Origin of the sequence: Streptomyces sp. MS19, from assembly GCF_047200595.1 — a bacterium.
GTDB lineage: Bacteria > Actinomycetota > Actinomycetes > Streptomycetales > Streptomycetaceae > Streptomyces.
Genome location: NZ_JBJZOH010000031.1, coordinates 18,587 through 40,595, shown reverse-complemented (window position 1 = coordinate 40,595; position 22,009 = coordinate 18,587). Strand labels below are relative to the sequence as shown.

Here is a 22,009-nt window from a genome sequence, read left to right as displayed (position 1 = left end):
GCGGCACCTCGGAGTGGCATGGGCATGACATCCCTGGGGTCGGACGTGAACTGTTGTACGTCCGTTCGCCGTTCGCTCACCTGTCGGAAGCATCGGCTGCCGGGAGGCACCACGGCAAGGGCGCCTCCCGGCCGGTCACGCGATGTTCATCAGGAACTGACGCCGCGCAACAGCCGCTTCACAGCCGCTCGGGCGTCTCGATCCCGAGCAGCGCCATGCCCTGCGCCAGCGTCCGCGCCGTCAGCCCGCACAGGAACAGGCGGTTGGCCACCGTCGCCGCGTCCTCGGCGCGCAGCACCGGGCACTGGTCGTAGAACGTCGTGAAGTGCGAGGCCAGCGCGTAGAGGTACCCCGCCAGCTTGTGCGGCTCGTAGCTCGCCGCGACCGCTTCGAGGGTCTCCGCGAAGTCGTCCAGGTGCAGCCCGAGCGCCCGTTCGGCCGGGGCGAGCGCCAACTCCCGGTGCGCGGCGGCCGGTCCGGCCGACCGCTCGGCGGCGCGCCGCAGGATCGACTGGATACGGGCGTACGCGTACTGGAGATAGACGCTCGTGTCGCCGTTGAGCGACACCATCCGGTCGAGGTCGAACACGTAGTCGCGCGTCCGCGAGGTGGACAGGTCCGCGTATTTGACCGCGCCGATGCCGACCTCGCGCGCCCGCTCCGCCGCCTCGGCCGCCGGCAGGTCCGGCGCCTTGGAGCGGACGACCTCGGCGGCCCGTTCGACCGCCTCGTCCAGCAGGTCCATCAGCCGCACGGTCTCGCCCGAGCGCGTCTTGAACGGCTTGCCGTCCTTGCCGAGCACCGTGCCGAACGGCAGGTGGTGCGCGACCCCTTCGGGCAGCCAGCCCGCGCGCCGGGCCGTCTCGAAGACCATCTTGAAGTGCAGCGCCTGCCGGGCGTCCACGATGTAGAGCATCGTGTCGGCGCCGAGGACGCCGACCCGGTCGCGGATCGCCGCGAGGTCGGTCGCCGCGTACCCGAAGCCGCCGTCCGCCTTGCGCACGATCAGCGGCACCGGCTCGCCGTCCTGGCCGCGCACGTCGTCGAAGAACACGCACAGCGCGCCCGCGGACCGCACCGCGACGCCCGACCGCTCCAACTCGTCCGCGAGCGTGGCGAGATCGGAGTTGTACGCGGACTCGCCGACGATGTCGTCGTCCGTCAGCAGCACGTCCAGCCGGTCGTACACCGCGTTGAAGTACACCGTGGACTCGTCCACGATGCGCCGCCACAGCGCGACGGTCTCCGGGTCGCCCGCCTGGAGCGCGACGACGCGCCGCCGCGCACGCTCCTTGAACTCGGCGTCGCTGTCGAACACCGCGCGCGACGCACGGTAGAGCCGGTTCAGCCGGGACATGGCGGCGTCGCCCGCGTCGGCGTCCGCGCCGTGGTCGAGTTCGCCCGGGTGCTCGGTCAGGTACTGGATCAGCATGCCGAACTGCGTGCCCCAGTCGCCGATGTGATTGCGCCGGATCACCTTCTCGCCGCGGAACTCCATGATCCGCACGAGCGCGTCGCCGATGACCGTCGAGCGCAGGTGGCCGACGTGCATCTCCTTGGCGACGTTCGGCTGCGAGTACTCGATGATCATCGTGCCGGGGGCGGCGGCCAGCGGGACGCCGAGCCGCTCGTCGGCCGCGCGCGCGGCGAGGGTGGAGACCAGCGCCTCGTCGGTCACCGTGATGTTGAGGAACCCGGGCCCCGACACCTCGATGCCGCCGATCAGCCCGTCACGCGCTACACCGGCGGCGACCGTGCCGGCCAGCTCGCGCGGGTTGCCCTTCAGCCGCTTGGCGAGGGCCAGCAGGCCGTTCGCCTGGAAGTCCGCGCGGTCGCTCGGTCGCAGCAGCGGATCGGCGCCGGCCGCGTCGGGCAGGGCGGCGTCGATGGCTGCGGAGAGGAGGCGCTGGACTGAGGTGCTGAGGGAGGGGACCGCGGTCATGGGCGCCAGTATCCCACGGGCGTCCGCCCGCCCGCTGGTGGAAGAATGGAGGCCGTCGGCCTCGCCGCCGACGCCCTGAACACCCCGAACGCCCCCGACGGGGCCCCTCCGATCCCAAGAAAGTGTGTGCCTGCTGTGGTTCAGACCACCCCGGAGACCGCGGACTGGGTCTCCCGACTCGCGGACGAGGTCATCGCCGAGGCGGAGCGACGCGCCCCCGGCAAACCCGTCGTCTGCGCCTCCGGGCTGAGCCCCTCGGGCCCCATCCACCTCGGGAACCTGCGCGAGGTCATGGTCCCGCACCTCGTCGCCGACGAGATCAGGCGCCGCGGCATCCCCTGCGACCACCTGGTGTCCTGGGACGACTACGACCGCTTCCGCAAGGTCCCGGCCGGGGTCGGCGTGGACGCGTCCTGGGCGGAGCACATCGGCAAGCCCCTGACCGAGGTGCCCCCGCCGCCCGGCAGCCCGTACGCCAGCTGGGCCGAGCACTTCAAGGCGCCGCTGGTCGCCGCGCTCGCCGAGCTGGGCGTCGAGGTCCGCGCCATCTCCCAGACCGAGCAGTACACGTCGGGCGCCTACCAGGAGCAGATCCTCTTCGCCATGCGCGAGCGGCGCCGCATCGACGCCGTCCTGGACCGCTACCGCACCAAGCAGGCCGAGCAGGCCCCCGAGGCGTCGGACGACGCGGCGGAGCGGGCGGCCGTGGAGGGCTCGGGCGCGGCCGGCGAGGACGACGGCAGCGGCGGCAGCGGCGAGTACTACCCGTACAAGCCCTACTGCTCGGTCTGCGGCCGCGACACGACGACCATCACCGCGTACGACGACGGGACGACCGACCTCGACTACGTCTGCGAGTGCGGGCACCGGGAGAGCGTGAAGCTCGCCGTCCACACGCGCGGCAAGCTCGTGTGGAAGGTCGACTGGCCCATGCGCTGGACGTACGAGGGCGTGGTCTTCGAGCCCGCCGGTGTCGACCACCACTCGCCCGGCTCGTCCTGGGTCGTCGGCGGGCAGCTCGTCAAGGAGGTCTTCGGCGGCGAGCGGCCGATCGGCCCGATGTACGCGTTCGTCGGCATCACCGGCATGGCCAAGATGTCCAGCTCGCGCGGCGGCGTCCCGATCGCGGCCGACGCGCTGGAGATCATGGAGGCGCCGCTGCTGCGCTGGCTGTACGCGCGGCGGCGGCCCAACCAGTCGTTCAAGATCGCCTTCGACGGCGAGATCCAGCGGACCTATGACGAGTGGGACGCGCTCGACCGCAAGGTCGCCGACGGGACCGCGCAGCCGGGCGACCTCGCCGCCTGGACCCGCGCGGTCGGCACGGCGGCGGGCGCCCTGCCCGCGACGCCGCGGCGGCTGCCGTACCGGACGCTCACGTCCGTCCTCGACATCACCACAGGGGACGAGGAGCAGACGCTCCGCATCCTCGCCGACCTCGACCCGGAGCACCCGGTCCGCGCGCTGGACGAGGTGCGGCCCCGGCTCGACCGGGCGGCGTGCTGGGTGCAGACGCAGATGCCGCCCGAGGCGCGCACCCGTGTGCGGGCGACGCCGGACGAGGAACTGCTCGGGTCGCTCGACGAGCAGCGGCGCGAGTCGCTGCGGCTGCTGCTCGCCGGGCTCGACAGCCACTGGTCGCTCGACGGGCTGACGTCGCTCGTGTACGGCGTGCCCAAGGTGCAGGCGGGGCTGACGCCCGACGCGAAGCCGACGCCCGAACTGAAGGCGGCGCAGCGGGCGTTCTTCGCGCTGCTGTACCGGCTGCTGGTCGGCGGCGAGACGGGGCCGCGGCTGCCGACGCTGCTGCTCGCGGTGGGCGCCGACCGGGTGCGGGCGCTGCTCGGCGGCTGAACGGGGCGCGGGGCGCCGGCGGTCAGACGCCGGTGCCCATCTCGCCGCTGTAGCGCTCGCGGAAGCCGCGGGTGACGTCGCGGAGGAACGGTTCGCTCAGCAGGGAGCCCTGGCCGTCCGTGACGCCGTGGCGCTCGTTGAGGAACCGCGAGAGCTGCCGCGCGTTGGGGAACTCGCCGTTCTCCAGCACGTACTGGCGGTAGGCGGCGTAGTACGCCTCGATGTCGGCCGGGCTGAGGGGCGGGGGCGGTGCGGCGTCGGGTTCGGTCAACTGGGCCACGTCTTGCGCCTGTTGTGGCTCGGCCTGGTGCGGCTGCTGTTCCTCGGCCTGCGGGAAGATCTGCGGCGGCGCCTCGGGGCGGTGGTACTGGGCGTGGCCGTTGACGGGGGCGTTGCCGAGGGGACGCACCCTGCCGCCCGATCCGACCGGCACGGTCATCTGCGGCTGCGGCTGCGGCTGCGGCTGCGGCTCCGGCTGGGGCTGGGACTGGATCTGCGGCGTGAGCTGGTGCTGCGGCTGGTTGTCCACCCACCACGGCTCGCCCGGCCCGCCCTCGTCCACCGGCGCGGTCGGCGCCGCCGGGGCCTGTGCGCGCGGCGCCTGGCCGTACGCCCGCTGCTCGGGGACGTACGCGCCGCCCGGCGGCAGCGCCTCGCGCTCCGCCGCCGCGAGCCCCGCGAGGGCGGTCTCGTGCAGCGGGACTGGGCGCGCTCCTTCCGGTACGTCAGTTACGTCGGTGTAGTTGATGGCTGGCTGGCATCATGTGTATGTGCCGTAGCGACAGGGGGAGATAGTGACCGTAGGAGCAGGCGGTGGGGCGGGTCCGGCTCAGTTGACAGAGGCGCAGGAGAGGGCACTTCAGCAGGAGTACCGCGAGAAGGTGAAAGCCTTCGACCAGTTGGAAGACGATCTTCGGGCGGCCCGGACGTTCCAGCGGATCTTCCTGCTGACGATGATGGGCGCCATCGCCCTGGCTTTTCTGCTTGGGTACACCGTCGTCGTGGGCTTGTGGGATGAGCAGCCGACGTTTACGCGGTATGCCGGGCTCGTCATCGTGCTGGTGTTGTGGGTGGCCGCTGGATGGGCACTCTGGAGGAACCGCAAGAAGATCGTGGCGTCGACTACGACGCTGCGGAACGCGTCGCTGGACCGACAAACAGCTGCGGCGAAGCTCCCGCTGGACTCGCCGTCGGGTCTAAGGATCTATCGTGAGGCGTCTCTCGATCTGATCGACCAGTACCGGAAGGGGGCCGCTACAAATCGACGAGTCCACAACTTCTTCCAGATCATCATCATTACAGGGTCGATCGTGACATCGACGCTGGCAGCGATGAACGAAGGCTCGAACTTGGTTCTGCGTATCCTCACTTCAGCGCTCAGCGCCCTCGTGGGTATCTCTGCTGGCATCACTGGCTACTTCAAATTCCGCGAACGTGGGTACAACCTACAGTCGACGGCGGACGATATCGAAAAGCATTACAACGCGTCGCAGTTCATGCTCGATGACTATGCTGGAACGGACCCGTCGGCGCCCCTCTCGGAGCACGAGAGGCTGAGAATGTTCGCACGATTCGTCGAGCGTCTGAAGGAAGAGCAACGCAAGCGGGAACTACAGCTTGAGCAGCAGAGCTCCACTGAGGACCGGTCGGCCTAGCAGCAGTAGTTTCAATCGCCGCGTCGGGCGGTGCGGTATCGGCGGCGAGGGTCGGGAGTACGTAGGCACCGGGGAACGGCCGGGGAAGAAGGGGGACGGCTTGTGATCCGCGCGTACAAGTTCCTCCTGCGGCCTACGGCCGGTCAGGCGGCAGCGTTGGGTGAGATGCTGCGGGACCACTGTTCGCTGTACAACGGTGCGTTGCAGGAGCGCCGGGACGCTTACCGGCATGTCTCGAAGACGAGCGTCAGGTACGGAGACCAGTCCGCGCAGCTCAAGGAGATCCGCGCGTTCGACCCCGAATGTCAGGGACGCTGGTCGTTCTCCTCGCAGCAGGCCACCTTGCGCCGTCTGGACAAGGCGTTCGCCGGGTTCTTCCGTCGGGTCAAGGCAGGGCAGACTCCGGGCTACCCGCGTTTCAAGGGCGTCGGGCACTTCGACACTGTGACTTTCCCCAGGGACGGTGACGGCTGCCGTTGGGACAGTACGCCCCACGACCCGCAGACCCGCGTCCGTCTCCAGGGCGTTGGGCACATCCGGGTGCACCGGCACCGGCCTGTGCAGGGCCGGGTGAAGACGATCAGTGTGAAGCGCGAGGGGAGCCGCTGGTACGTCGTCCTGGCCTGCGATGAGGTGCCCACCGAACCGCTGCCGTCCACCGGTGCGAACGTCGGCATCGATATGGGCGTCACCCACTTCCTGACCACCTCGGACGGCGGACACGTCGCCAATCCGCGTTTCCTTCAGGCAGCGGCCGGTGAACTGGCCGAAGCGCAGCGGCACCTCGCGACGTTTCCGAAGCGCACCAGGCAGCGCACCAAGAAGCATCGGGCCGGCGCCCGGAAGGTCGCCAGGCTGCACGCCAGGATCCGGCGCCAGCGTGCCGACTTCCACCACAAGACCGCACGCGCGCTCATCACCGGCTACGACGTGATCGCGCACGAGCGGCTCAACACGGCGGGCATGACCCGCGCACCCGCACCCAAGGCCGACCCCGAGCAGCCCGGCGGCTTCCTGCCGAACGGTGCCCGGGCAAAGGCCGTACTCAACCGCAGCATCCTTGACGCGGGTTGGGCGCAGTTCCTCGGAATCCTGGCGAACAAGGCTGAGAGCGCCGGTCGCCTGGTGGTTCCGGTGGACGCGCGCAACACCTCCCGCACGTGCCCCGGATGCGGACATGTGGCGAAGGAGAACCGCGTCACCCAGGAGAAGTTCCGGTGCACAGCGTGCGCGTTCGCGGCGAACGCGGACCACGTCGGTGCGACGAACGTCCTCGACAGGGCCGGGCTGGCCCTCTGCACAGTGGCTTAGCCACCGACGCAGGAAGCCCACGCGTTCACGCGTGGGCGGAGTCACGTGCTTGTCCGCCGTGATGTCCGCGACGCGGCCGATCGCGTGCCGCGCCGCCTCCACCGTGATGACGAACAGCAGCGGGATGATCGCGTGCATGCCGACGGCGAGCGGATCGCCCCAGGCGGAGGCGCCGTTGAACGCGATCGTCGCCGCCGTCAGCAGCCAGGCCGACTGCCGCAGCATCGGGAACGGGGTGCGCAGCCACGTCAGCAGCAGGTCGAGCGCCAGCAGGACGACGATGCCCGCGTCCACGCCGATCGGGAAGAACGGCGAGAAGGCCCCGAAGCCCTTCTCCTCGGCCAGCTCGCGCACGGAGGCGTAGGAGCCCGCGAAGCCGATCGCCGCGATGACGACGGCACCGGCGAGGACGATGCCGACGAGTATGCGGTGTGCGCGTGTGAGCTTGATCGCGGCCACCCGCGGTCCCTCCCGACTCGACTGGACAACTGAACGAACGGAGAGAACTCCGGCCGCCAGACTGGCACATGCGTCAAGAGAGGTCAGCCGCGGATCCGCACAAACGCGCGAACTCCCGCCGCGGGATCACCCGTTGTCGTCGGGCTTGTCCTGAGCGTTCCCCGGGGGCTCGTTCTCCTCCGACTCGCCGGAATCGCCCGACTCGTCCGGTGCCCCGGACCCGTCCGACTCCGGGGCGCCGCCCGCGTTCTCCTCGCCCCACGCGTCCAGCCGTGCGGTGGCCTCGCGCGCCACCGCGACCGCGCCGTCCGCGATCGCGTCCGCGCCCGGCATGTCCTCGCCCTCAAGGCCCGCGCCCGAGTAGTCCACGGTCAGCACGACGTTGTCGACGCGCGCGACGACGCGGTTCTCGCGGTAGTCCTGCTCGTTGTCGTCCTCGTCGGTCTTGGTGACGGAGTAGCCGATCCAGCCGGCCTCGTCGCCCGCCTCGTCCAGCGCGCCCGTCTCGACGTCCTGGTTGGCGTCGTCGCCGGTGACCTCCTCGGTGACCTGCTCCGCGTAGCCCGCCGCGCGCTCGTCGCCGCTGCCGATGGACAGGTCCGAGTCGAAGCGCCGCAGCGAGACGGTCAGCGAGCGGAACTGGTAGTCGTCCAGGCCGCTCCACAGGCAGGTCGCCGAACTGGTCGTGTCCGAGGAGGTGAGCGTGTCCCCGTCCTCCGGGTCGGCGCGGGGCACGTACTCCCCGATCAGGTCGGCCCCGACCGTCGCGCAGACGTCCGGCAGCGCCGCGAACCGTACGGGCTCGGGCGCCGGCGCCGCGCTCGTGGGGCCGTCGGAGCCCGCCCCGTCGTCGGAACCGGACGAGTCCGAGGAACAGCCGGCGGCGAGCAGCACGGGCACGGCTGCCCAGGCCGCCGTCCGCACGGCGAGGCGCTTGGCGTTGCGGTCCATGAGGTTATCGCTCCTGTGATCGGTGGCAGCCCCGGCTAGGCGTCGAAGCCGTCCGCGAGGCGCCGGGCGACGGTCCCGGCCCGCTGCTGGAGCGGTTCGCTCTCCGGCACGGCGTCCGGCGCGCTGGTCGAGACGGCGTACTGCACAGTGACGATAACGTTCGCGCTCCTGAAGGTCAGATCGATCTCGCGCGTCGGGCCGCCGTCTGACGCGATCAGCCGGTCGTCGACGTACGCGATCTGGCCGATGCCCTCCAGCATCCGCGGCGCGAGCGCGCCCTCCGCCGGGGCGTCCGCGGGGATGCCCGCGTCGGTGGCCCGTTCCTCGAAGTCCCGTTCCGCCTGGTCGTCGTCGCTGACCGCCGGGTCGTAGGAGACGACCCGCAGCATGCCGATCGCGAGCCGGTACGCGTCGGCGCCGTCCACCGTCCCCCAGGAGCAGCCGACGCGGCGGCCCGTGTCGTATGTCACGCGCGGCTCGCCGGCGTAGTCCTCGGCCGCGCCGCCCGGCAGCAGCTCGCGGAGCGTCTCGGCCGGGACGGCGCCGCAGGGCTCCGGCAGGCTGGAGAAACGTCCCGGCGCCGGCTCCTGCGCGCGGGGCGCGGCGGGCTGCGCGCCCGGGTCCTCCGTGTCGCCGCCGCCGAGCCCGGGGGAGCAGGCGGCCAGGAGCACCGCCGTCAGCCCCCCGAGAAGCGCCTGCGTCGTGGTCGCGGTGCGCCGCACCGGTCGCCCTCCCTCGATCGAACCGGCAGGGCCACCATGTCTACCGCATGGGATCAGGGCCAGACCAGGCAGTACGGCTGATGACCGGCCTCGTGCAGGCGGCGCGAGAAGTCCTGCCACTCGTTGAGCAGCCGGTAGACGCCGAACGCGTCGCTGGGGCCGCTGCGGTCGGGGACCGTGGACCAGATGAACGCCGCCGCGCCGACCGTCTCGTCCCCGATGCCGCGCAGCGGGTCCACCGCGGTTGTGGGCAATTTCACGACCGCGTAGTCGGGGTGGAGGACGACCAGCTCAAGCGGCGGGACGCGGTGCAGCGGGATGCCCTCGATGCCGGTGAGGACCATGGCGGCCATCGTCTCCGGCTTGATGCGCGTGAACATGCCCTGGCCCAGTTCGTCGCCGCCCAGCTCCTCGGGCCGCATCGACAGCGGCACGCGGGCGGCGGTGGCGCCGTCGGGGGCGCCGAAGTACTTGTAGGTCACCGCCATCCGGCCGCTCCGGCCCCTGGGGTCGAAGTCTCCGGTGACGCCGTCGGTCCCCTTGCGGCGGTGCCTGCCGCGGCGGGCCCGCGCGCGCGGCCCCGCGGGCTCCGGCCCGGGATCCCCGGTTCCCTCGCCCACTTCGCCACCGCGCTGCATGTCACCACCTGACTACTCGCGACCCCCGCCGCGCGACCCGATCATCGTTTCGGAAGACCTCCCCCGTCAGGCCGCGGCGAAACGCCCTGAGACCGACCTGTACACGGCTCTGTCACCATGGATCGCGTGACGCCATCCTACGCAGAAGCCCCAGTTTCGCAGACGCTGTTCGCCCGCGCCTCCGCCGTGACCCCCGGCGGCGTGAATTCGCCGGTCCGTGCCTTCGGCGCGGTGGGCGGCACGCCGCGGTTCATGGCGTCGGGCTCCGGTCCCTACCTGACGGACGCGGACGGACACGAGTACGTGGACCTGGTGTGCTCCTGGGGACCGATGATTCTCGGCCACTCCCACCCCGAGGTGCTGGCCGCCGTACGGGAGGCCGTGGGGCGCGGCACGTCGTTCGGCACGCCCACGGCGGGCGAGGTCGAGCTGGCCGAGGAGATCACGGCGCGCGTCACGCCCGTCGAGAAGGTCAGGCTCGTCTCGTCCGGCACCGAGGCGACGATGTCGGCGATCCGGCTGGCGCGCGGCTTCACCGGGCGGGCGAAGGTCGTGAAGTTCGCCGGCTGCTACCACGGGCACGTGGACGCGCTGCTGGCGTCGGCCGGTTCCGGCGCGGTGACGTTCGCCCTGCCGGACACCCCGGGCGTCACCGGCGCGCAGGCGGGCGAGACGCTCGTGCTGCCGTACAACGACCTGGACGCCGTGCGGGCCGCGTTCGCCGCGCACCCCGGCGAGATCGCCTGCGTGATCACCGAGGCGGTGCCGGGCAACATGGGCGTCGTCCCGCCGCTGCCCGGCTTCAACCAGGGGCTGAAGGACCTGTGCGCGGCCGGGGGTGCGCTGCTGATCTCGGACGAGGTGATGACCGGCTTCCGCATGAGCCGCGCGGGCTGGTTCGGCGTCGAGGGCGTCGTCCCCGACCTGATCACGTTCGGCAAGGTGATGGGCGGCGGCTTCCCGGCGGCGGCGTTCGGCGGCCGGGCCGACGTGATGGCCAGGCTGGCGCCGGAGGGGCCGGTCTACCAGGCGGGCACCCTGTCCGGGAACCCCGTCGCGACCGCCGCCGGGCTCGCCCAGCTGCGGCTGCTGGACGACGCGGCGTACGCGCGGCTCGACGCGACCGCCGCCGAGCTGCGCGGCCTCGCGGGCGCGGCGCTCACCAAGGAGGGTGTGCCGCACGTCGTCTCGGGGGCGGGGAACATGTTCTCCGTCTTCTTCACGGACGCGCCGGTCACCGACTTCGAGGGTGCGAAGGCCCAGCGGACCGACCGTTACACGGCCTTCTTCCACGCGATGCTGGAGCAGGGCGTCCACCTGCCGCCGTCCGCGTTCGAGGCGTGGTTCGTCTCCACGGCGCACGACGCGCAGGCGATGGAACGGATCGCCGCCGCACTGCCCACGGCCGCTCGCGCGGCCGCCGAGGTCTGAGGGGGCGGCGACGGTGACGGAGGAGAACGGGATAGCGGACGGGCACGGGCGGATGAACACAGCGGACAGCGCAGGACAGGGCAGCGCAGGACAGGGCAGCGCAGGGCAGGACAGCGGCGCGGCGGAGAAGGCCACGGGGCGCACGGTCGTCCATGTGATGCGGCACGGCGAGGTGGAGAACCCCACCGGCGTCCTCTACGGGCGGCTGCCGGGCTTCCACCTCTCCGCCCTCGGCGTGGAGATGGCGGAACGCGTCGCCGCGCACCTCGCCGACCGCGACATCACCGAGGTCGTCGCCTCGCCCCTCGAACGCGCGCAGGAGACCGCCGCCCCCATCGCGGCGGCCCACGGCCTCACCCTGCGCACCGACCCCCGGCTCGTCGAGGCGGCCAACGTCTTCCAGGGCAGGACCTTCGGCGTCGGCGACGGCGCCCTGCGCCGCCCCGGCAACTGGCGGCACCTGCGCAACCCGTTCCGCCCCTCGTGGGGCGAGCCGTACACCGAGCAGGCGCGCCGGATGCGCGAGGCGCTCGACGCGGCGCGTGACGCGGCGCGCGGCCACGAGGCGGTCCTCGTCAGCCACCAGCTGCCGGTGTGGGTGCTGCGCTGCCACGTCGAGCACCGCAGGCTGTGGCACGACCCGCGCTCGCGCGAGTGCACCCTCGCGTCGCTGACGAGCTTCATCTACGAGGGGGACGAGATCGTCGCCGTCACCTACTCCGAGCCGGCCGCCGACCTGCTGCCCGCGCACCTGCGTGCCGGGGCGCGTCCCGTCAAGGGGGCGAAGGGTTTCGGCGCCTGACCGCGAGGGGTCCCCCGGCCCCCGGACAGGCCGTCCCACCTGGGGAAACAATGGGACAAGGGGGGCACCGAAGATCGCCCGTACACGCATGGGAAACTTTTCACATGATCCAGTTCCGGTCTCTGGCCGTGGGCGTCGCCGGGCTCGCTGCCGGGGTGCTGACGCTGACGGCCTGCACGGGCCAGCAGGCGGGTTCCTCCGGTGACAACACCAACATCGTGCACGGTACGGGGGAGGTGATCCGGGTCGCGGAGGCCGACCGGCAGGAACTGCCGGACATCGAGGGCGAGACCCTGGAGGGCGACCAGCTCCGCCTCGCCGACTACCGGGGCGAGGTCCTGGTGCTGAACGTGTGGGGCTCCTGGTGCGCCCCCTGCCGCGCCGAGATGCCGCACCTGGTGGCGGTCGCCAACGACACCGCCGACCAGGGCGTGCAGTTCGTCGGGCTGAACCTCCAGGACCGGTCGAAGGACCAGGCCAACGCCTTCGAGGAACGCTTCGAGGTCCCCTACCCGAGCCTCTACGACCCGGACGGGCAGGTCCTCCTCGACTTCCCCAAGGGCACCCTCAACCCGCAGGGCGTCCCGTCCACGCTCATCGTGGACCGCGAGGGGCGCGTCGCCGTACGCGCGCTGACGCCGCTCAGCGAGCAGGACCTGCGCGACGTCCTCGACCCGATCATCGCCGAGGGCTGACCCGGTCATGGGCCAGAACGAGACGATCCTCACCGGCGCGCTGCTGCTCGCGATCCCCGTGGCGGTCTTCGGCGGGCTGGTGTCGTTCTTCTCGCCGTGCGTCCTGCCGCTCGTGCCCGGCTACCTCTCCTATGTGACGGGCGTCGGCGGCGCCGACCTCGGGACCGCCAGGCGCGGCCGGATGCTCGCGGGCGCCTCGCTCTTCGTCCTCGGCTTCACCGCCGTCTACGTCTCCTCAGGCGCGCTGTTCGGCGAGTTCAGCCGCAACCTGCTGCGCCACCAGACAGGCCTCCAGCAGATCTTCGGCGCGCTCACGATCGTGCTCGGGATCGTCTTCATGGGCGTCGTCCCCCGGCTGGGGCAGCGGGAGTTCCGCCTGCACCGCAGGCCGTCGATAGGGCTCGCGGGCGCGCCGATGCTCGGCGTGGTCTTCGGCATCGGCTGGACGCCCTGCATCGGCCCGACGCTCAGCAGCGTCCAGTTCCTCGCCCTCCAGCAGGGCACCGCCGAGCGCGGCGCGCTGCTCACGTTCGCCTACTGCGTCGGCCTCGGGCTGCCGTTCATCCTCACGGCCCTCGCCTTCCGCCGGGCGCTGGGGGCCTTCGCCTGGGTGAAGAAGCACTACGTGTGGGTGATGCGGATCGGCGGCGGCATGCTGATCGTCACCGGACTGCTCCTCGTCACGGGCGCCTGGAACGACGTGACGTCCGAGCTGCGCTACTGGACCAGCAACTTCACCACAGGGGTCTGACCGCCATGACCGACGACGCCACCCCGCCCGACGAGACCAGGACCGACGACGCCGCGCGCGACGCCGACGAGGCCGTGGCGGGCAGCGGGCTGACCACCGCGCCCGCCGAGGAGGAGGCCACGGCGTCCGCCCCCGGCTCGTTCGGCGGCGTACGCGCCCCTGGCGTCGGCGGCGCGCTGGCCTGGACGGCGCGCGAGACCCTCGGCTGGGCCCGCTGGTTCTGGCGGCAGCTCACCTCCATGCGCGTCGCGCTGGTCCTGCTCTTCCTGCTCGCCCTCGCCAGCGTCCCCGGCTCGCTGATCCCCCAGGAGGGCACGGACGAGCTGGGCGTCCGCGACTTCCGCGAGCGCAACCCCCGGCTGTCGGACTTCTACGACACCTTCCAGCTCTTCCACGTCTACTCGTCGGTGTGGTTCTCGGCGGTCTACCTGCTGCTGTTCGTCTCGCTGGTGGGCTGCATCCTGCCGCGCTCCTGGCAGTTCGTGGGCCAGCTGCGCGGCCGCCCCGCCCGCGCCCCTCGGCGGCTGACGCGCATGCCCGCGTACACCACCTGGCGCACCGACGCCCCGCCCGAGCAGGTGCTCGACGCCGCGCACGGGCTGCTGAAGCGGCGGCGCTTCCGTACCGACAGGCCCGAGGACGCGGCGGGCCGCCCGCACGTCGCCGCCGAGAAGGGCTACCTGCGCGAGGCCGGCAACCTCGTCTTCCACCTCTCGCTCGTCGTCCTGCTGATCGCCTTCGCCATCGGACGCCTCTTCTACGCCGAGGGCGGCAAGCTCGTCGTCGAGGGCACCAGCTTCGCGAACAACATCACCATGTACGACGACTTCGAGTCGGGCACCCTCTACGACCTGGACGACCTGGAGCGCTTCGGCTTCACGCTGAACGACTTCCACGCCTCGTTCGCCCGCTCGGGACCCGACCTGGGCACCCCCACCGAGTTCACCGCCGACGTCACCTACCGCACCGACGACGGGCGCGAGCACGACACGACGATCGACGTGAACACGCCGCTGCGCATCGGCGACACCCGCGTCCGCCTCATCGGCCACGGCTTCGCGCCCGACGTCACCGTGCGCGACGGCCAGGGCGACGTGGTGTACAGCGGCCCGGTCCCGTTCATCCCGCAGGACTCGGCGCTCACCTCCACCGGCGTCATCAAGGTCCCCGACGCGGTCGGCCCGGACGGCGAGCCGGACCAGCTCGCGTTCCAGGGCTTCTTCAACCCGACGTACGGGGTGGACGAGGTGCGCGGCCCGCACTCCACGTTCCCCGAGCCCGACTTCCCCGTCCTCACGCTCAACGCCTTCCACGGCGACCTCGGCGTCGACTCGGGCCTGCCGCAGAACGTCTACCAGCTCGACACGACCCACATGGAGCAGTTCACCGGCGACGACGGCGACCTGCTGCGCTTCGACATGCAGCCGGGCGACACCGTGGACCTGCCGGACGGCATGGGCTCCATCACGTTCGAGAGCTTCGACCAGTGGGCGACCTTCCAGATGGCCTCCCGGTCGGGCAACACCTGGGCGCTCACCGGCGCGCTCGCCGCCATCGCCGGGCTGGTCGGCTCGCTGATGCTGCGCCGCCGCCGCGTGTGGGTGCGCGCCTGGGCGGGCGACGACGGGCGGACCGTCGTCGAGATGGCCGCGCTGGGCCGTACGGAGTCGGCGCGCGTGCCCGCCGAGCTGGCCGCGCTCGCCGACGCCCTCGTACCCGACGCGCCCCTGCTGCCGGACGACCCCGCGCACGGCGACGCCGCAGACGTCCCCTCCACCGAGTCCGCCGCTGCCGAAGGAGCACGCACATGACTCTCGCCGCCGCCAACGAAGGTCTTGCCGACCTCAGCAACACCCTGGTCTACTCCGCCATGGCGGTCTACGCCCTGACGTTCCTCGCCTACACGGCCGAGTGGATCTTCGGCAGCCGCAGCAGGGTCGCGCGCACGGCGGCGGCCCTCACCGGCGGGGACACCGACGGGGAGACGGCCGCGGTCCCCGCCCAGCGCCCCGCCGTCACCGTCCGCAAGGGCGGCGGCACCAGCGTGCTGGAGCGGCCCCGGATCGTCAGCCGCTCCACGACGCCGTCCCGCGACGCCGTCCCGGACGGCCCCGGCGCGGCGGGCGAGGACGCGCAGGGCGACACGTACGGGCGCATCGCCGTCTCGCTGACGGTGCTCGCGTTCCTGCTGCACCTGGGCGCCGTGGTCACCCGCGCCGTGGCCGTGGGCCGCGGGCCGTGGGGGAACATGTACGAGTTCTCCGTGGCGTTCGGTGTTGTCGGCATCGCCGGCTACCTGGGCTTCCTCGCCGCCCGCACGCCGGTCCGCTGGCTCGGCCTGCCGCTGGTGACGACCGTCCTGCTCGACCTCGGCCTGGCCGTCACCGTCCTCTACAACGAGTCGACGCAGCTCGTCCCCGCGCTCGACTCCATGTGGATGTGGATTCACGTGCCGCTGGCGATCGTCTGCGGCGGCCTCTTCTATCTCGGCGCGGTCAGCGCGGTGCTCTACCTCTTCCGCGACCGGTACGAGGCGAAGCTCGCCGCGGGCGGGCAGCCGGGGCGGCTCGCCACCTCCGTGCTGGAGCGGCTGCCGTCCGCGCTGAGCCTCGACCGGTTCAGCTACCGGGTGAACGCGGCCGTCTTCCCGGTGTGGACGTTCACCATCGTCGCGGGCGCCATCTGGGCCGAGACGGCGTGGGGCCGGTACTGGGCGTGGGACCCGAAGGAGACGTGGGCGTTCATCACCTGGGTCGCGTACGCCTGCTACCTGCACGCGCGGGCCACGGCCGGGTGGAAGGGACGGCGGGCCGCGTACCTGGCGATCGCCGGCATCGTCTGCTTCCTGATCAACTACTACGGCGTGAACATCTTCTTCGACAGCCTCCACGGCTACGGCGGCGTCTGACCCGCCGGTGACACGGGAAGCGCGAGAGGCCGGAACGGGATCGTCCGTTCCGGCCTCTCGCCGTGTCGCGGGAGCGGGCTCAGCTCTTGCCGCCCGCCGGATTGTCGTCGTCGGTGTCGTCCCGCTGCCGCAGCTCCTCCTCGCGGCGGCGCAGGTCCTCCTCCCACGTCTCCAGCAGCTCGCGGTCCTTCTCCGCCTCGTCACGCCGCGCGGGCGCGCCGGGCGAGGCGTCGTCGCCGAGGGAGCGCAGGAACTCGGGGTTGTCGTCAGGGGCGACGAAGCGGACCCCGCCGCGCCCGCGGGCCGCGGCGGCGCCGCGCCTGCGGCCCACCAGGATCCAGGCGAGCGGCCCGATCACCCAGGCCAGGGCGATCAGCGCGATCCACACGAGCTTGGGAAGGTGCCTGACGTCTTCGTCCTTGGAGCTGATGCAGTCCACCAGGGCGTAGACGGCCAGCGCTAGCGGTACCAGAAACAGCAGCACCCTGAGCATGGTAGTCCCCCTGGGTGAAGTGAACCGGGGCCTGCGGGCGGGCCCCCTGACCAAATCCAGGGTAATGCGTCGGCAATACTGAGCGGCATGGCGTACGACGACCTGCGCGGCCTGCTGAAGGCGCTCGAACGGGACGGGGACCTCAAGCGGGTCAAGGCCGAGGTCGATCCGCACCTGGAAGTCGGCGAGATCACCGACCGGGTGAACAAGGCGGGCGGCCCCGCCCTGCTCTTCGAGAACGTCAAGGGCTCCGACCTGCCGCTCGCGATGAACGTGTACGGCACCGACCGGCGGCTGCTGAAGGCGCTCGGCCTCGCGTCCTACCAGGAGATCGGCGAGAAGATCGCCGGGCTGCTCAAGCCCGAGCTGCCGCAGGGCTTCGTCGGCGTCCGGGAGGCGTTCGGCAAGCTCGCGTCGGTCGCGCACGTGCCGCCGAAGAAGGTGAAGAACGGGCCCGTGCAGGAGGTCGTGCTGCGCGGCGACGACGTGGACCTCACGCGGCTGCCCGCGCTGTTCACCTGGCCGGAGGACGGCGGCTCGTTCTTCAACCTGGGGCTGACCCACACCAAGGACCCCGAGTCCGGCGTCCGCAACCTCGGCCTCTACCGCCTCCAGCGCCACGACGCGCGGACCATCGGCATGCACTGGCAGATCCACAAGGACAGCCGCAACCACTACCAGGTCGCCGCCAGGCGCGGCGAGCGGCTGCCCGTCGCCATCGCGTTCGGCTGCCCGCCCGCCGTGACGTACGCGGCGACCGCGCCGCTGCCCGGCGACATCGACGAGTACCTGTTCGCGGGCTTCGTGCAGGGCAGGCGCGTGGAGATGGTGGACTGCGTGACGGTCCCGCTCCAGGTGCCCGCGCAGGCGGAAGTGGTGCTGGAGGGCTGGCTTGAGCCGGGGCAGGAGCTGCCCGAGGGCCCGTTCGGCGACCACACCGGCTTCTACACGCCGCAGGAGCCGTTCCCCGCGCTGACGATCGACTGCGTGACGATGCGGAAGAAGCCGCTGTTCCAGTCGATCGTCGTCGGCCGCCCGCCGACCGAGGACGGGCCGCTCGCGCGGGCGACGGAACGCTTCTTCCTGCCGCTGCTGAAGGTGATCATCCCCGACATCGTGGACTACCACCTGCCGGAGGCGGGCGGCTTCCACAACTGCGCGATCGTCTCGATCGACAAGAAGTACCCCAAGCACGCGCAGAAGGTCATGTCCGCCGTGTGGGGCGCGCACATGATGTCCCTCACGAAGCTGGTCGTCGTCGTAGACGCCGACTGCGACGTCCACGACCTGCACGAGGTCGCCTGGCGGGCGCTGGGGAACGTGGACTACGCCCGCGACCTGCTGCTCACCGAGGGCCCGGTCGACCACCTCGACCACGCCTCGTACCAGCAGTTCTGGGGCGGCAAGGCCGGGATCGACGCCACGGCGAAGTGGCCCGGCGAGGGGTACACGCGGGACGGCGGCTGGCCGCGGATGATCGTCTCCGACCCGGAGACGGCGGAACGGGTCGACCGGCGGTGGAAGGAGTACGGGCTGTGACGGCGACGGTGGCGGGTGATTCCGACGCGGGGCGGGTCAAGGCGTTCCTGCGGCTGGTGATGATCGAGCACTCGGTCTTCGCGCTGCCGTTCGCGTACATCGCGACGCTGACCGCGATGTTCCTCGACGGGCGGGACGAGACCGTCGAGTGGGGGACGCTGCTGCTCGTCACCGTCGCGATGGTGGGGCTGCGCACGTTCGCGATGGCGGCGAACCGCGTCATCGACCGGGAGATCGACGCGCGGAACCCGCGGACGGCCGGGCGCGAGCTGGTCACCGGAGCGGTGTCCGTGCGGACGGCGTGGACCGGCGCGGCGGTGGCGCTCGCCGTCTTCCTCGGCGCGGCGGCACTGCTGAACCCGCTGTGCCTGGTGCTCGCGCCGGTGGCCGTGGTGCCGATGGTGGTCTACCCGTATGGCAAGCGGTTCACGGACTACCCGCACGCGATCCTGGGCCTGGCGCAGGCGATGGGCCCGGTCGGCGGCTGGCTGGCGGTGACCGGCTCGTGGTCGTGGGACGCGGTGATACTGGGCGCGGCGGTCGGGCTGTGGATCGGCGGCTTCGACCTGATCTACGCCTGCCAGGACGTGGCGGCTGACCGGGGACAGGGCGTGCGGTCGGTCCCGGCGCGGTTCGGGATCGCGGGCGCGCTGTACGGGGCGCGGGTGTGCCACGCGCTGACGATGGCGTTGTTCGTCTGGTACGCGGCGGCGACGGACGCGGGCGCGTTCTTCTGGGCCGGGCTCGCGGTGGTGGCGGGGGCGTTCGTCTACGAGCACGCGATCGTGAAGCCGGACGACCTGTCGCGGCTGAACCGGGCGTTCTTCTCGGTCAACGGCTTCGTGGGGATGGCGCTGTTCGCGTTCGCCCTGCTCGACCTGGCGGCGCGCGGCCTGCGCGGGTGACGCGCGGTAGCCGTGTGAATCAGGACACGTCGGTACGGAGCAGGTCGCCCGTGCCGCCGTCGAGGACCCACAGGCCGCCGTCGCCGTCCGGGCCCGGCTGGGCGGCGGCGGGGGCGGTGAGGCCCTCGTCGGCGAGGAGCAGCCGCGGGTCGGCGGTCAGCTCGGTGCCGTTCAGGGGGACGCGCCACAGACCCGGGTCGCCCGCGGCGGGCAGCCAGAGGGAACCGGCGGAAAAGGCGAGCGTGCCGGGCGTGAAGGGCTCGGGCCAGGTGTGGACGGGGGGCATGGCCGCGTAGTCGCCGCCGGGGGCGATCGAGTTCAGCTCGACGCCGTCGGCGCCGCCCGCGTCCACGGCCCACAGGCGGTCGAGCGCGTCGAAGGCGAAGCCGGTGACGTCGCCGTGGCCGGACGCGTAGACGAGGGAACCTTCCTGCGGGTTGTCGGCGGGGACGCGGCCGTCGGGCCGCATGCGGAGGATCTTGCCCGCGTACGACTCGGGGTCGGCGGCCTGCGCGGCGACACCGGCGTCGCCCGTGCCGACGTACAGCATCCCGTCGGGCCCGAACCCGAGCGCGCCCCCGTCCCGGCCTGCGCCGAGGGGGATGCCGCGGACCAGGATGTCGGGCTCGGTCACCAGCCGGTTGCCGACCTCGCGTGAGGCGGAGTAGGAGAAGCGGCCGACGCGGGCCGACGACGCGGTGGCGAAGTAGACGTACAGCCCGCCGCTGTCGGTGATGTCGAAGTCGGGCGGGACGGCGAGGCCGAGGATGGCGGTCGCGTTCCGGACCGTCCCGACGTCCGTCACCGTGCCGTCCGCCGACACGTGCCGGACGAGCCCCCCACCGGCGGTGCCGATCAGCGTGCCGCCGTCCGGCAGCGCGGCGAGGCAGCACGCGGCGGACGTGCCCGTTTCGAGGGTGCCGGTGATGTCGGCGGTGCCCTGCGCGGGGGCGGGCTCCGGGGGTGGCTCCGGCGTTTCGGTCTGCGGGGGCGGGTCGGGTATCGTCCCGCCGCCGGTGCCTCCGGCGTCGCCGCCTTCCGGCGAACCACCGTCGTCCGTCGCGCCGTTCCCCCCGTTCCCGGCGGGGACGACGCCTTCGCGCGCGGCGCGGTCGGACGCCGGGCCCACCGAGCAGCCGGCGGCCAGCGCGACGACCACGGCCGCGGCCGCCACTCGTACCGGCGTGCGCATGCCCTAGATCGACATCCCGTAGATGATGGTGAACAGCGTGCCGAGGGAGCCGATGATGAACACCCCGGTCAGCCCGGCCACGATCAGGCCCTTGCCCTGCTCGGCGCTGAAGCTGTCCCGCGTCGCGGTGGACCCGATGCGCTGCTGCGCCGCGCCCCAGATGGCGATGCCGAGACAGATCAGGATGGCGAGCGCCATGATCACCTGGATCATGGTCCGCGCCTGTTCCCCCACGGCACCGAACGGTCCCCAGTCGGGCGCGATCCCACCGATGATGCTGTCGATGTTCTCCTCGTTCTCATCCACCGAACTCACCGCCCTACAGGCACCTGTTGCCGCTACTCCATCGGATTGTGCCACGCCCGGCCGACGGAAGCGGCGTTGTGGCGGGACGGCTTGGCCGACGCCTGTGACCTACCGTCACGACCCGGCCGTACGCCCGCGCCCCGACCGCCGTGCGTAGCAGGCCTGTTCCACACCGGCACCCGTACTGCCCCGGCGGCCCCTGCGCGCCATGCTGACGGCACTTGTCGCGGTGGCGGCCGTCGTCGTCCCCGGCCTGGTGGGCCGCGGCGCCGGGACGGGCACCGGGACCGGGGCCGCTCAGGAGGGCGGGGGCGGGTGCAACGGATTCACCGCACCGTAGTGGCGCATCACCCCTGCCATGGGCGACAGTTGACGTATGCGGAAGGTCCTGTTGGCGGTGGGCGGCGGCTTCGCGCTGCTGGCGTGCTTCATGGCGCTGCTCGTCGTCGGTGTGTACGGCGCCGCCGCCGGGCTGCTCAGCGGCGGCAACGGCGGTACGGGCGGCGGGCGGTTGGCGCCCAACGCGGTGCCGGCCGCGTACGCGCCCCTCGTCCAGCGGTACGGCGCGTCCTGCCCGGCCCTCTCGCCCGCCCTGCTGGCCGCGCAGCTCAACCAGGAGAGCGGTTTCCAGGCCGACGTGACCAGTTCGGCCAACGCGCAGGGCCTCGCCCAGTTCATCCCCGCCACCTGGGCCGCCTACGGCACCGACGCCAACGGCGACGGGCGGGCGAACGTCTGGGACCCCGCCGACGCCATCGCCTCCGCCGCGCGCTACGACTGCGCGCTCGCGGAGCAGGTGAAGGACGTGCCAGGCGACCCGGTGGCCAACATGCTGGCCGCCTACAACGCGGGCCCCTACGCCGTCATCCGCTACAACGGCGTGCCCCCGTACGCCGAGACCCGGCACTACGTGGACGTCATCACCACCTCCGCCGCGAGCTTCGCGGCACCCGACGAGGAGACCGGCGTCCCGCCCCTCGAACAGGCGGCGGGCGCGGTGCACTTCGCGCAGGACAAGCTCGGCACCCCCTACCTGTGGGGTGGCAACGGCACGCCCGAGCAGGGCGGCCGGTTCGACTGCTCCGGCCTCACGAAGGCCGCGTACGAGTCGGTGGGCATCGAGCTGCCGCGCGTGGCCAACGACCAGTGGACGGCGGGCCCGCACCCGTCGCGCGACCAACTCCTGCCCGGCGACCTGGTGTTCTTCGCTTATGATCTCCAGGATTCGCGGAGCATCCACCATGTCGGCATCTACGTCGGCGGCGGGTACATGATCAACGCCCCCTACACCGGCGCCGAGATCCGTTTTGACCCGATTGATTCTCCCGATTACTTTGGGGCGACCCGCCCGACGGCGGCGTGACCCACGCGCCGCGCGTCGCCCCCGTTGCTGTTCGATAACGCTGTCGTGCTCCTTCGGTGGACACCGGCACGGACGGGGACGTTCTTGGCGTT

Annotated in this window: 20 protein-coding genes and 1 pseudogene; 12 read left to right on the top strand and 9 right to left on the bottom strand. The window is 72.0% G+C overall.

What is annotated here, in order from left to right; genetic code table 11:
• Positions 1 to 178 precede the first annotated feature (178 nt).
• A complete protein-coding gene (argS, locus tag ACL02R_RS23485; RefSeq protein ID WP_412798957.1) occupies positions 179 to 1,942 on the bottom strand; it encodes an arginine--tRNA ligase in 1,764 nt (587 codons plus the stop codon).
• A gap of 135 nt (positions 1,943 to 2,077) precedes the next feature.
• Here argS and lysS point away from each other — a divergent pair, with 135 nt between their 5' ends.
• Positions 2,078 to 3,796, top strand: coding sequence for a lysine--tRNA ligase (lysS, locus tag ACL02R_RS23480; RefSeq protein WP_412798976.1), 1,719 nt, complete (start codon positions 2,078 to 2,080; stop codon positions 3,794 to 3,796).
• 22 nt (positions 3,797 to 3,818) lie between these two features.
• Here the strand turns inward: lysS and ACL02R_RS23475 are convergent, their stop codons facing one another.
• Positions 3,819 to 4,358: a hypothetical protein gene (locus ACL02R_RS23475; RefSeq protein WP_412798956.1), complete on the bottom strand. Its 540-nt coding sequence runs from the start codon at positions 4,356 to 4,358 to the stop codon at positions 3,819 to 3,821.
• Between the two features lie 232 nt (positions 4,359 to 4,590).
• On the opposite strand from ACL02R_RS23475, the gene ACL02R_RS23470 reads away from it, so the two are divergent.
• Entirely contained in the window at positions 4,591 to 5,451 is an 861-nt protein-coding gene (locus tag ACL02R_RS23470) for a DUF4231 domain-containing protein (protein WP_412798955.1), read from the top strand.
• A gap of 102 nt (positions 5,452 to 5,553) precedes the next feature.
• On the top strand, positions 5,554 to 6,762 hold the full coding sequence (locus ACL02R_RS23465) for an RNA-guided endonuclease InsQ/TnpB family protein (RefSeq protein WP_412798954.1): 1,209 nt from the start codon (positions 5,554 to 5,556) through the stop codon (positions 6,760 to 6,762).
• 42 nt (positions 6,763 to 6,804) lie between these two features.
• Here the strand turns inward: ACL02R_RS23465 and ACL02R_RS23460 are convergent.
• The 4 genes and pseudogenes from ACL02R_RS23460 to ACL02R_RS23445 form a co-directional block, all read right to left on the bottom strand.
• Positions 6,805 to 7,221 (bottom strand): annotated as a pseudogene (locus ACL02R_RS23460) (DUF2637 domain-containing protein); the annotation flags it as partial.
• A 126-nt stretch (positions 7,222 to 7,347) separates the two neighbouring features.
• Positions 7,348 to 8,172 carry a DUF3558 domain-containing protein gene (locus ACL02R_RS23455; RefSeq protein ID WP_412798953.1) on the bottom strand — a complete coding sequence of 275 codons (825 nt, stop codon included), beginning with the start codon at positions 8,170 to 8,172 and terminating at the stop codon, positions 7,348 to 7,350.
• A 35-nt stretch (positions 8,173 to 8,207) separates the two neighbouring features.
• Entirely contained in the window at positions 8,208 to 8,894 is a 687-nt protein-coding gene (locus tag ACL02R_RS23450; RefSeq protein ID WP_412798952.1) for a DUF3558 family protein, read from the bottom strand.
• Positions 8,895 to 8,947: 53 nt separating this feature from the next.
• On the bottom strand, positions 8,948 to 9,532 hold the full coding sequence (locus tag ACL02R_RS23445; protein WP_412798951.1) for a hypothetical protein: 585 nt from the start codon (positions 9,530 to 9,532) through the stop codon (positions 8,948 to 8,950).
• Between the two features lie 126 nt (positions 9,533 to 9,658).
• Here ACL02R_RS23445 and hemL point away from each other — a divergent pair, with 126 nt between their 5' ends.
• The 6 genes from hemL to ccsB all read left to right on the top strand — a co-directional run bounded on the left by hemL (position 9,659) and on the right by ccsB (position 16,119).
• Positions 9,659 to 10,963, top strand: coding sequence for a glutamate-1-semialdehyde 2,1-aminomutase (gene hemL, locus ACL02R_RS23440; RefSeq protein WP_412798950.1), 1,305 nt, complete (start codon positions 9,659 to 9,661; stop codon positions 10,961 to 10,963).
• 157 nt (positions 10,964 to 11,120) lie between these two features.
• The gene (locus tag ACL02R_RS23435) at positions 11,121 to 11,765 is read left to right on the top strand and encodes a histidine phosphatase family protein (RefSeq protein WP_412798975.1); all 645 of its coding nucleotides are present in this window, start codon (positions 11,121 to 11,123) and stop codon (positions 11,763 to 11,765) included.
• A gap of 104 nt (positions 11,766 to 11,869) precedes the next feature.
• The gene (locus ACL02R_RS23430) at positions 11,870 to 12,460 is read left to right on the top strand and encodes a TlpA family protein disulfide reductase (RefSeq protein WP_412798949.1); all 591 of its coding nucleotides are present in this window, start codon (positions 11,870 to 11,872) and stop codon (positions 12,458 to 12,460) included.
• Between the two features lie 7 nt (positions 12,461 to 12,467).
• Positions 12,468 to 13,211, top strand: a complete 744-nt coding sequence (locus ACL02R_RS23425) for a cytochrome c biogenesis CcdA family protein (RefSeq protein ID WP_412798948.1) — start codon at positions 12,468 to 12,470, stop codon at positions 13,209 to 13,211.
• A gap of 5 nt (positions 13,212 to 13,216) precedes the next feature.
• Entirely contained in the window at positions 13,217 to 15,022 is a 1,806-nt protein-coding gene (locus tag ACL02R_RS23420; RefSeq protein WP_412798947.1) for a cytochrome c biogenesis protein ResB, read from the top strand.
• Positions 15,019 to 16,119 (top strand): c-type cytochrome biogenesis protein CcsB, encoded by a 1,101-nt coding sequence (ccsB, locus tag ACL02R_RS23415; protein WP_412798946.1) that lies wholly within the window; start codon positions 15,019 to 15,021, stop codon positions 16,117 to 16,119. Before ACL02R_RS23420 ends, ccsB begins: the two co-directional genes overlap by 4 nt.
• 79 nt (positions 16,120 to 16,198) lie before the next feature.
• Here ccsB and ACL02R_RS23410 read toward each other — a convergent pair whose 3' ends face one another.
• Positions 16,199 to 16,612: a PLD nuclease N-terminal domain-containing protein gene (locus ACL02R_RS23410; protein WP_412798945.1), complete on the bottom strand. Its 414-nt coding sequence runs from the start codon at positions 16,610 to 16,612 to the stop codon at positions 16,199 to 16,201.
• Positions 16,613 to 16,699: 87 nt separating this feature from the next.
• On the opposite strand from ACL02R_RS23410, the gene ACL02R_RS23405 reads away from it, so the two are divergent.
• Entirely contained in the window at positions 16,700 to 18,151 is a 1,452-nt protein-coding gene (locus ACL02R_RS23405) for a menaquinone biosynthesis decarboxylase (protein WP_412798944.1), read from the top strand.
• Positions 18,148 to 19,056: a menaquinone biosynthesis prenyltransferase MqnP gene (gene mqnP / locus ACL02R_RS23400; RefSeq protein WP_412798943.1), complete on the top strand. Its 909-nt coding sequence runs from the start codon at positions 18,148 to 18,150 to the stop codon at positions 19,054 to 19,056. The genes ACL02R_RS23405 and mqnP overlap by 4 nt, the downstream gene beginning before the upstream one ends.
• A gap of 19 nt (positions 19,057 to 19,075) precedes the next feature.
• Here the strand turns inward: mqnP and ACL02R_RS23395 are convergent, their stop codons facing one another.
• Positions 19,076 to 20,248 carry a PQQ-dependent sugar dehydrogenase gene (locus ACL02R_RS23395; RefSeq protein WP_412798942.1) on the bottom strand — a complete coding sequence of 391 codons (1,173 nt, stop codon included), beginning with the start codon at positions 20,246 to 20,248 and terminating at the stop codon, positions 19,076 to 19,078.
• A 3-nt stretch (positions 20,249 to 20,251) separates the two neighbouring features.
• Positions 20,252 to 20,554 (bottom strand): hypothetical protein, encoded by a 303-nt coding sequence (locus ACL02R_RS23390; protein WP_412798974.1) that lies wholly within the window; start codon positions 20,552 to 20,554, stop codon positions 20,252 to 20,254.
• 376 nt (positions 20,555 to 20,930) lie between these two features.
• Between ACL02R_RS23390 and ACL02R_RS23385 the strand changes: the two genes are divergently transcribed.
• Positions 20,931 to 21,917 carry an NlpC/P60 family protein gene (locus tag ACL02R_RS23385; protein ID WP_412798941.1) on the top strand — a complete coding sequence of 329 codons (987 nt, stop codon included), beginning with the start codon at positions 20,931 to 20,933 and terminating at the stop codon, positions 21,915 to 21,917.
• Positions 21,918 to 22,009 lie beyond the last annotated feature (92 nt).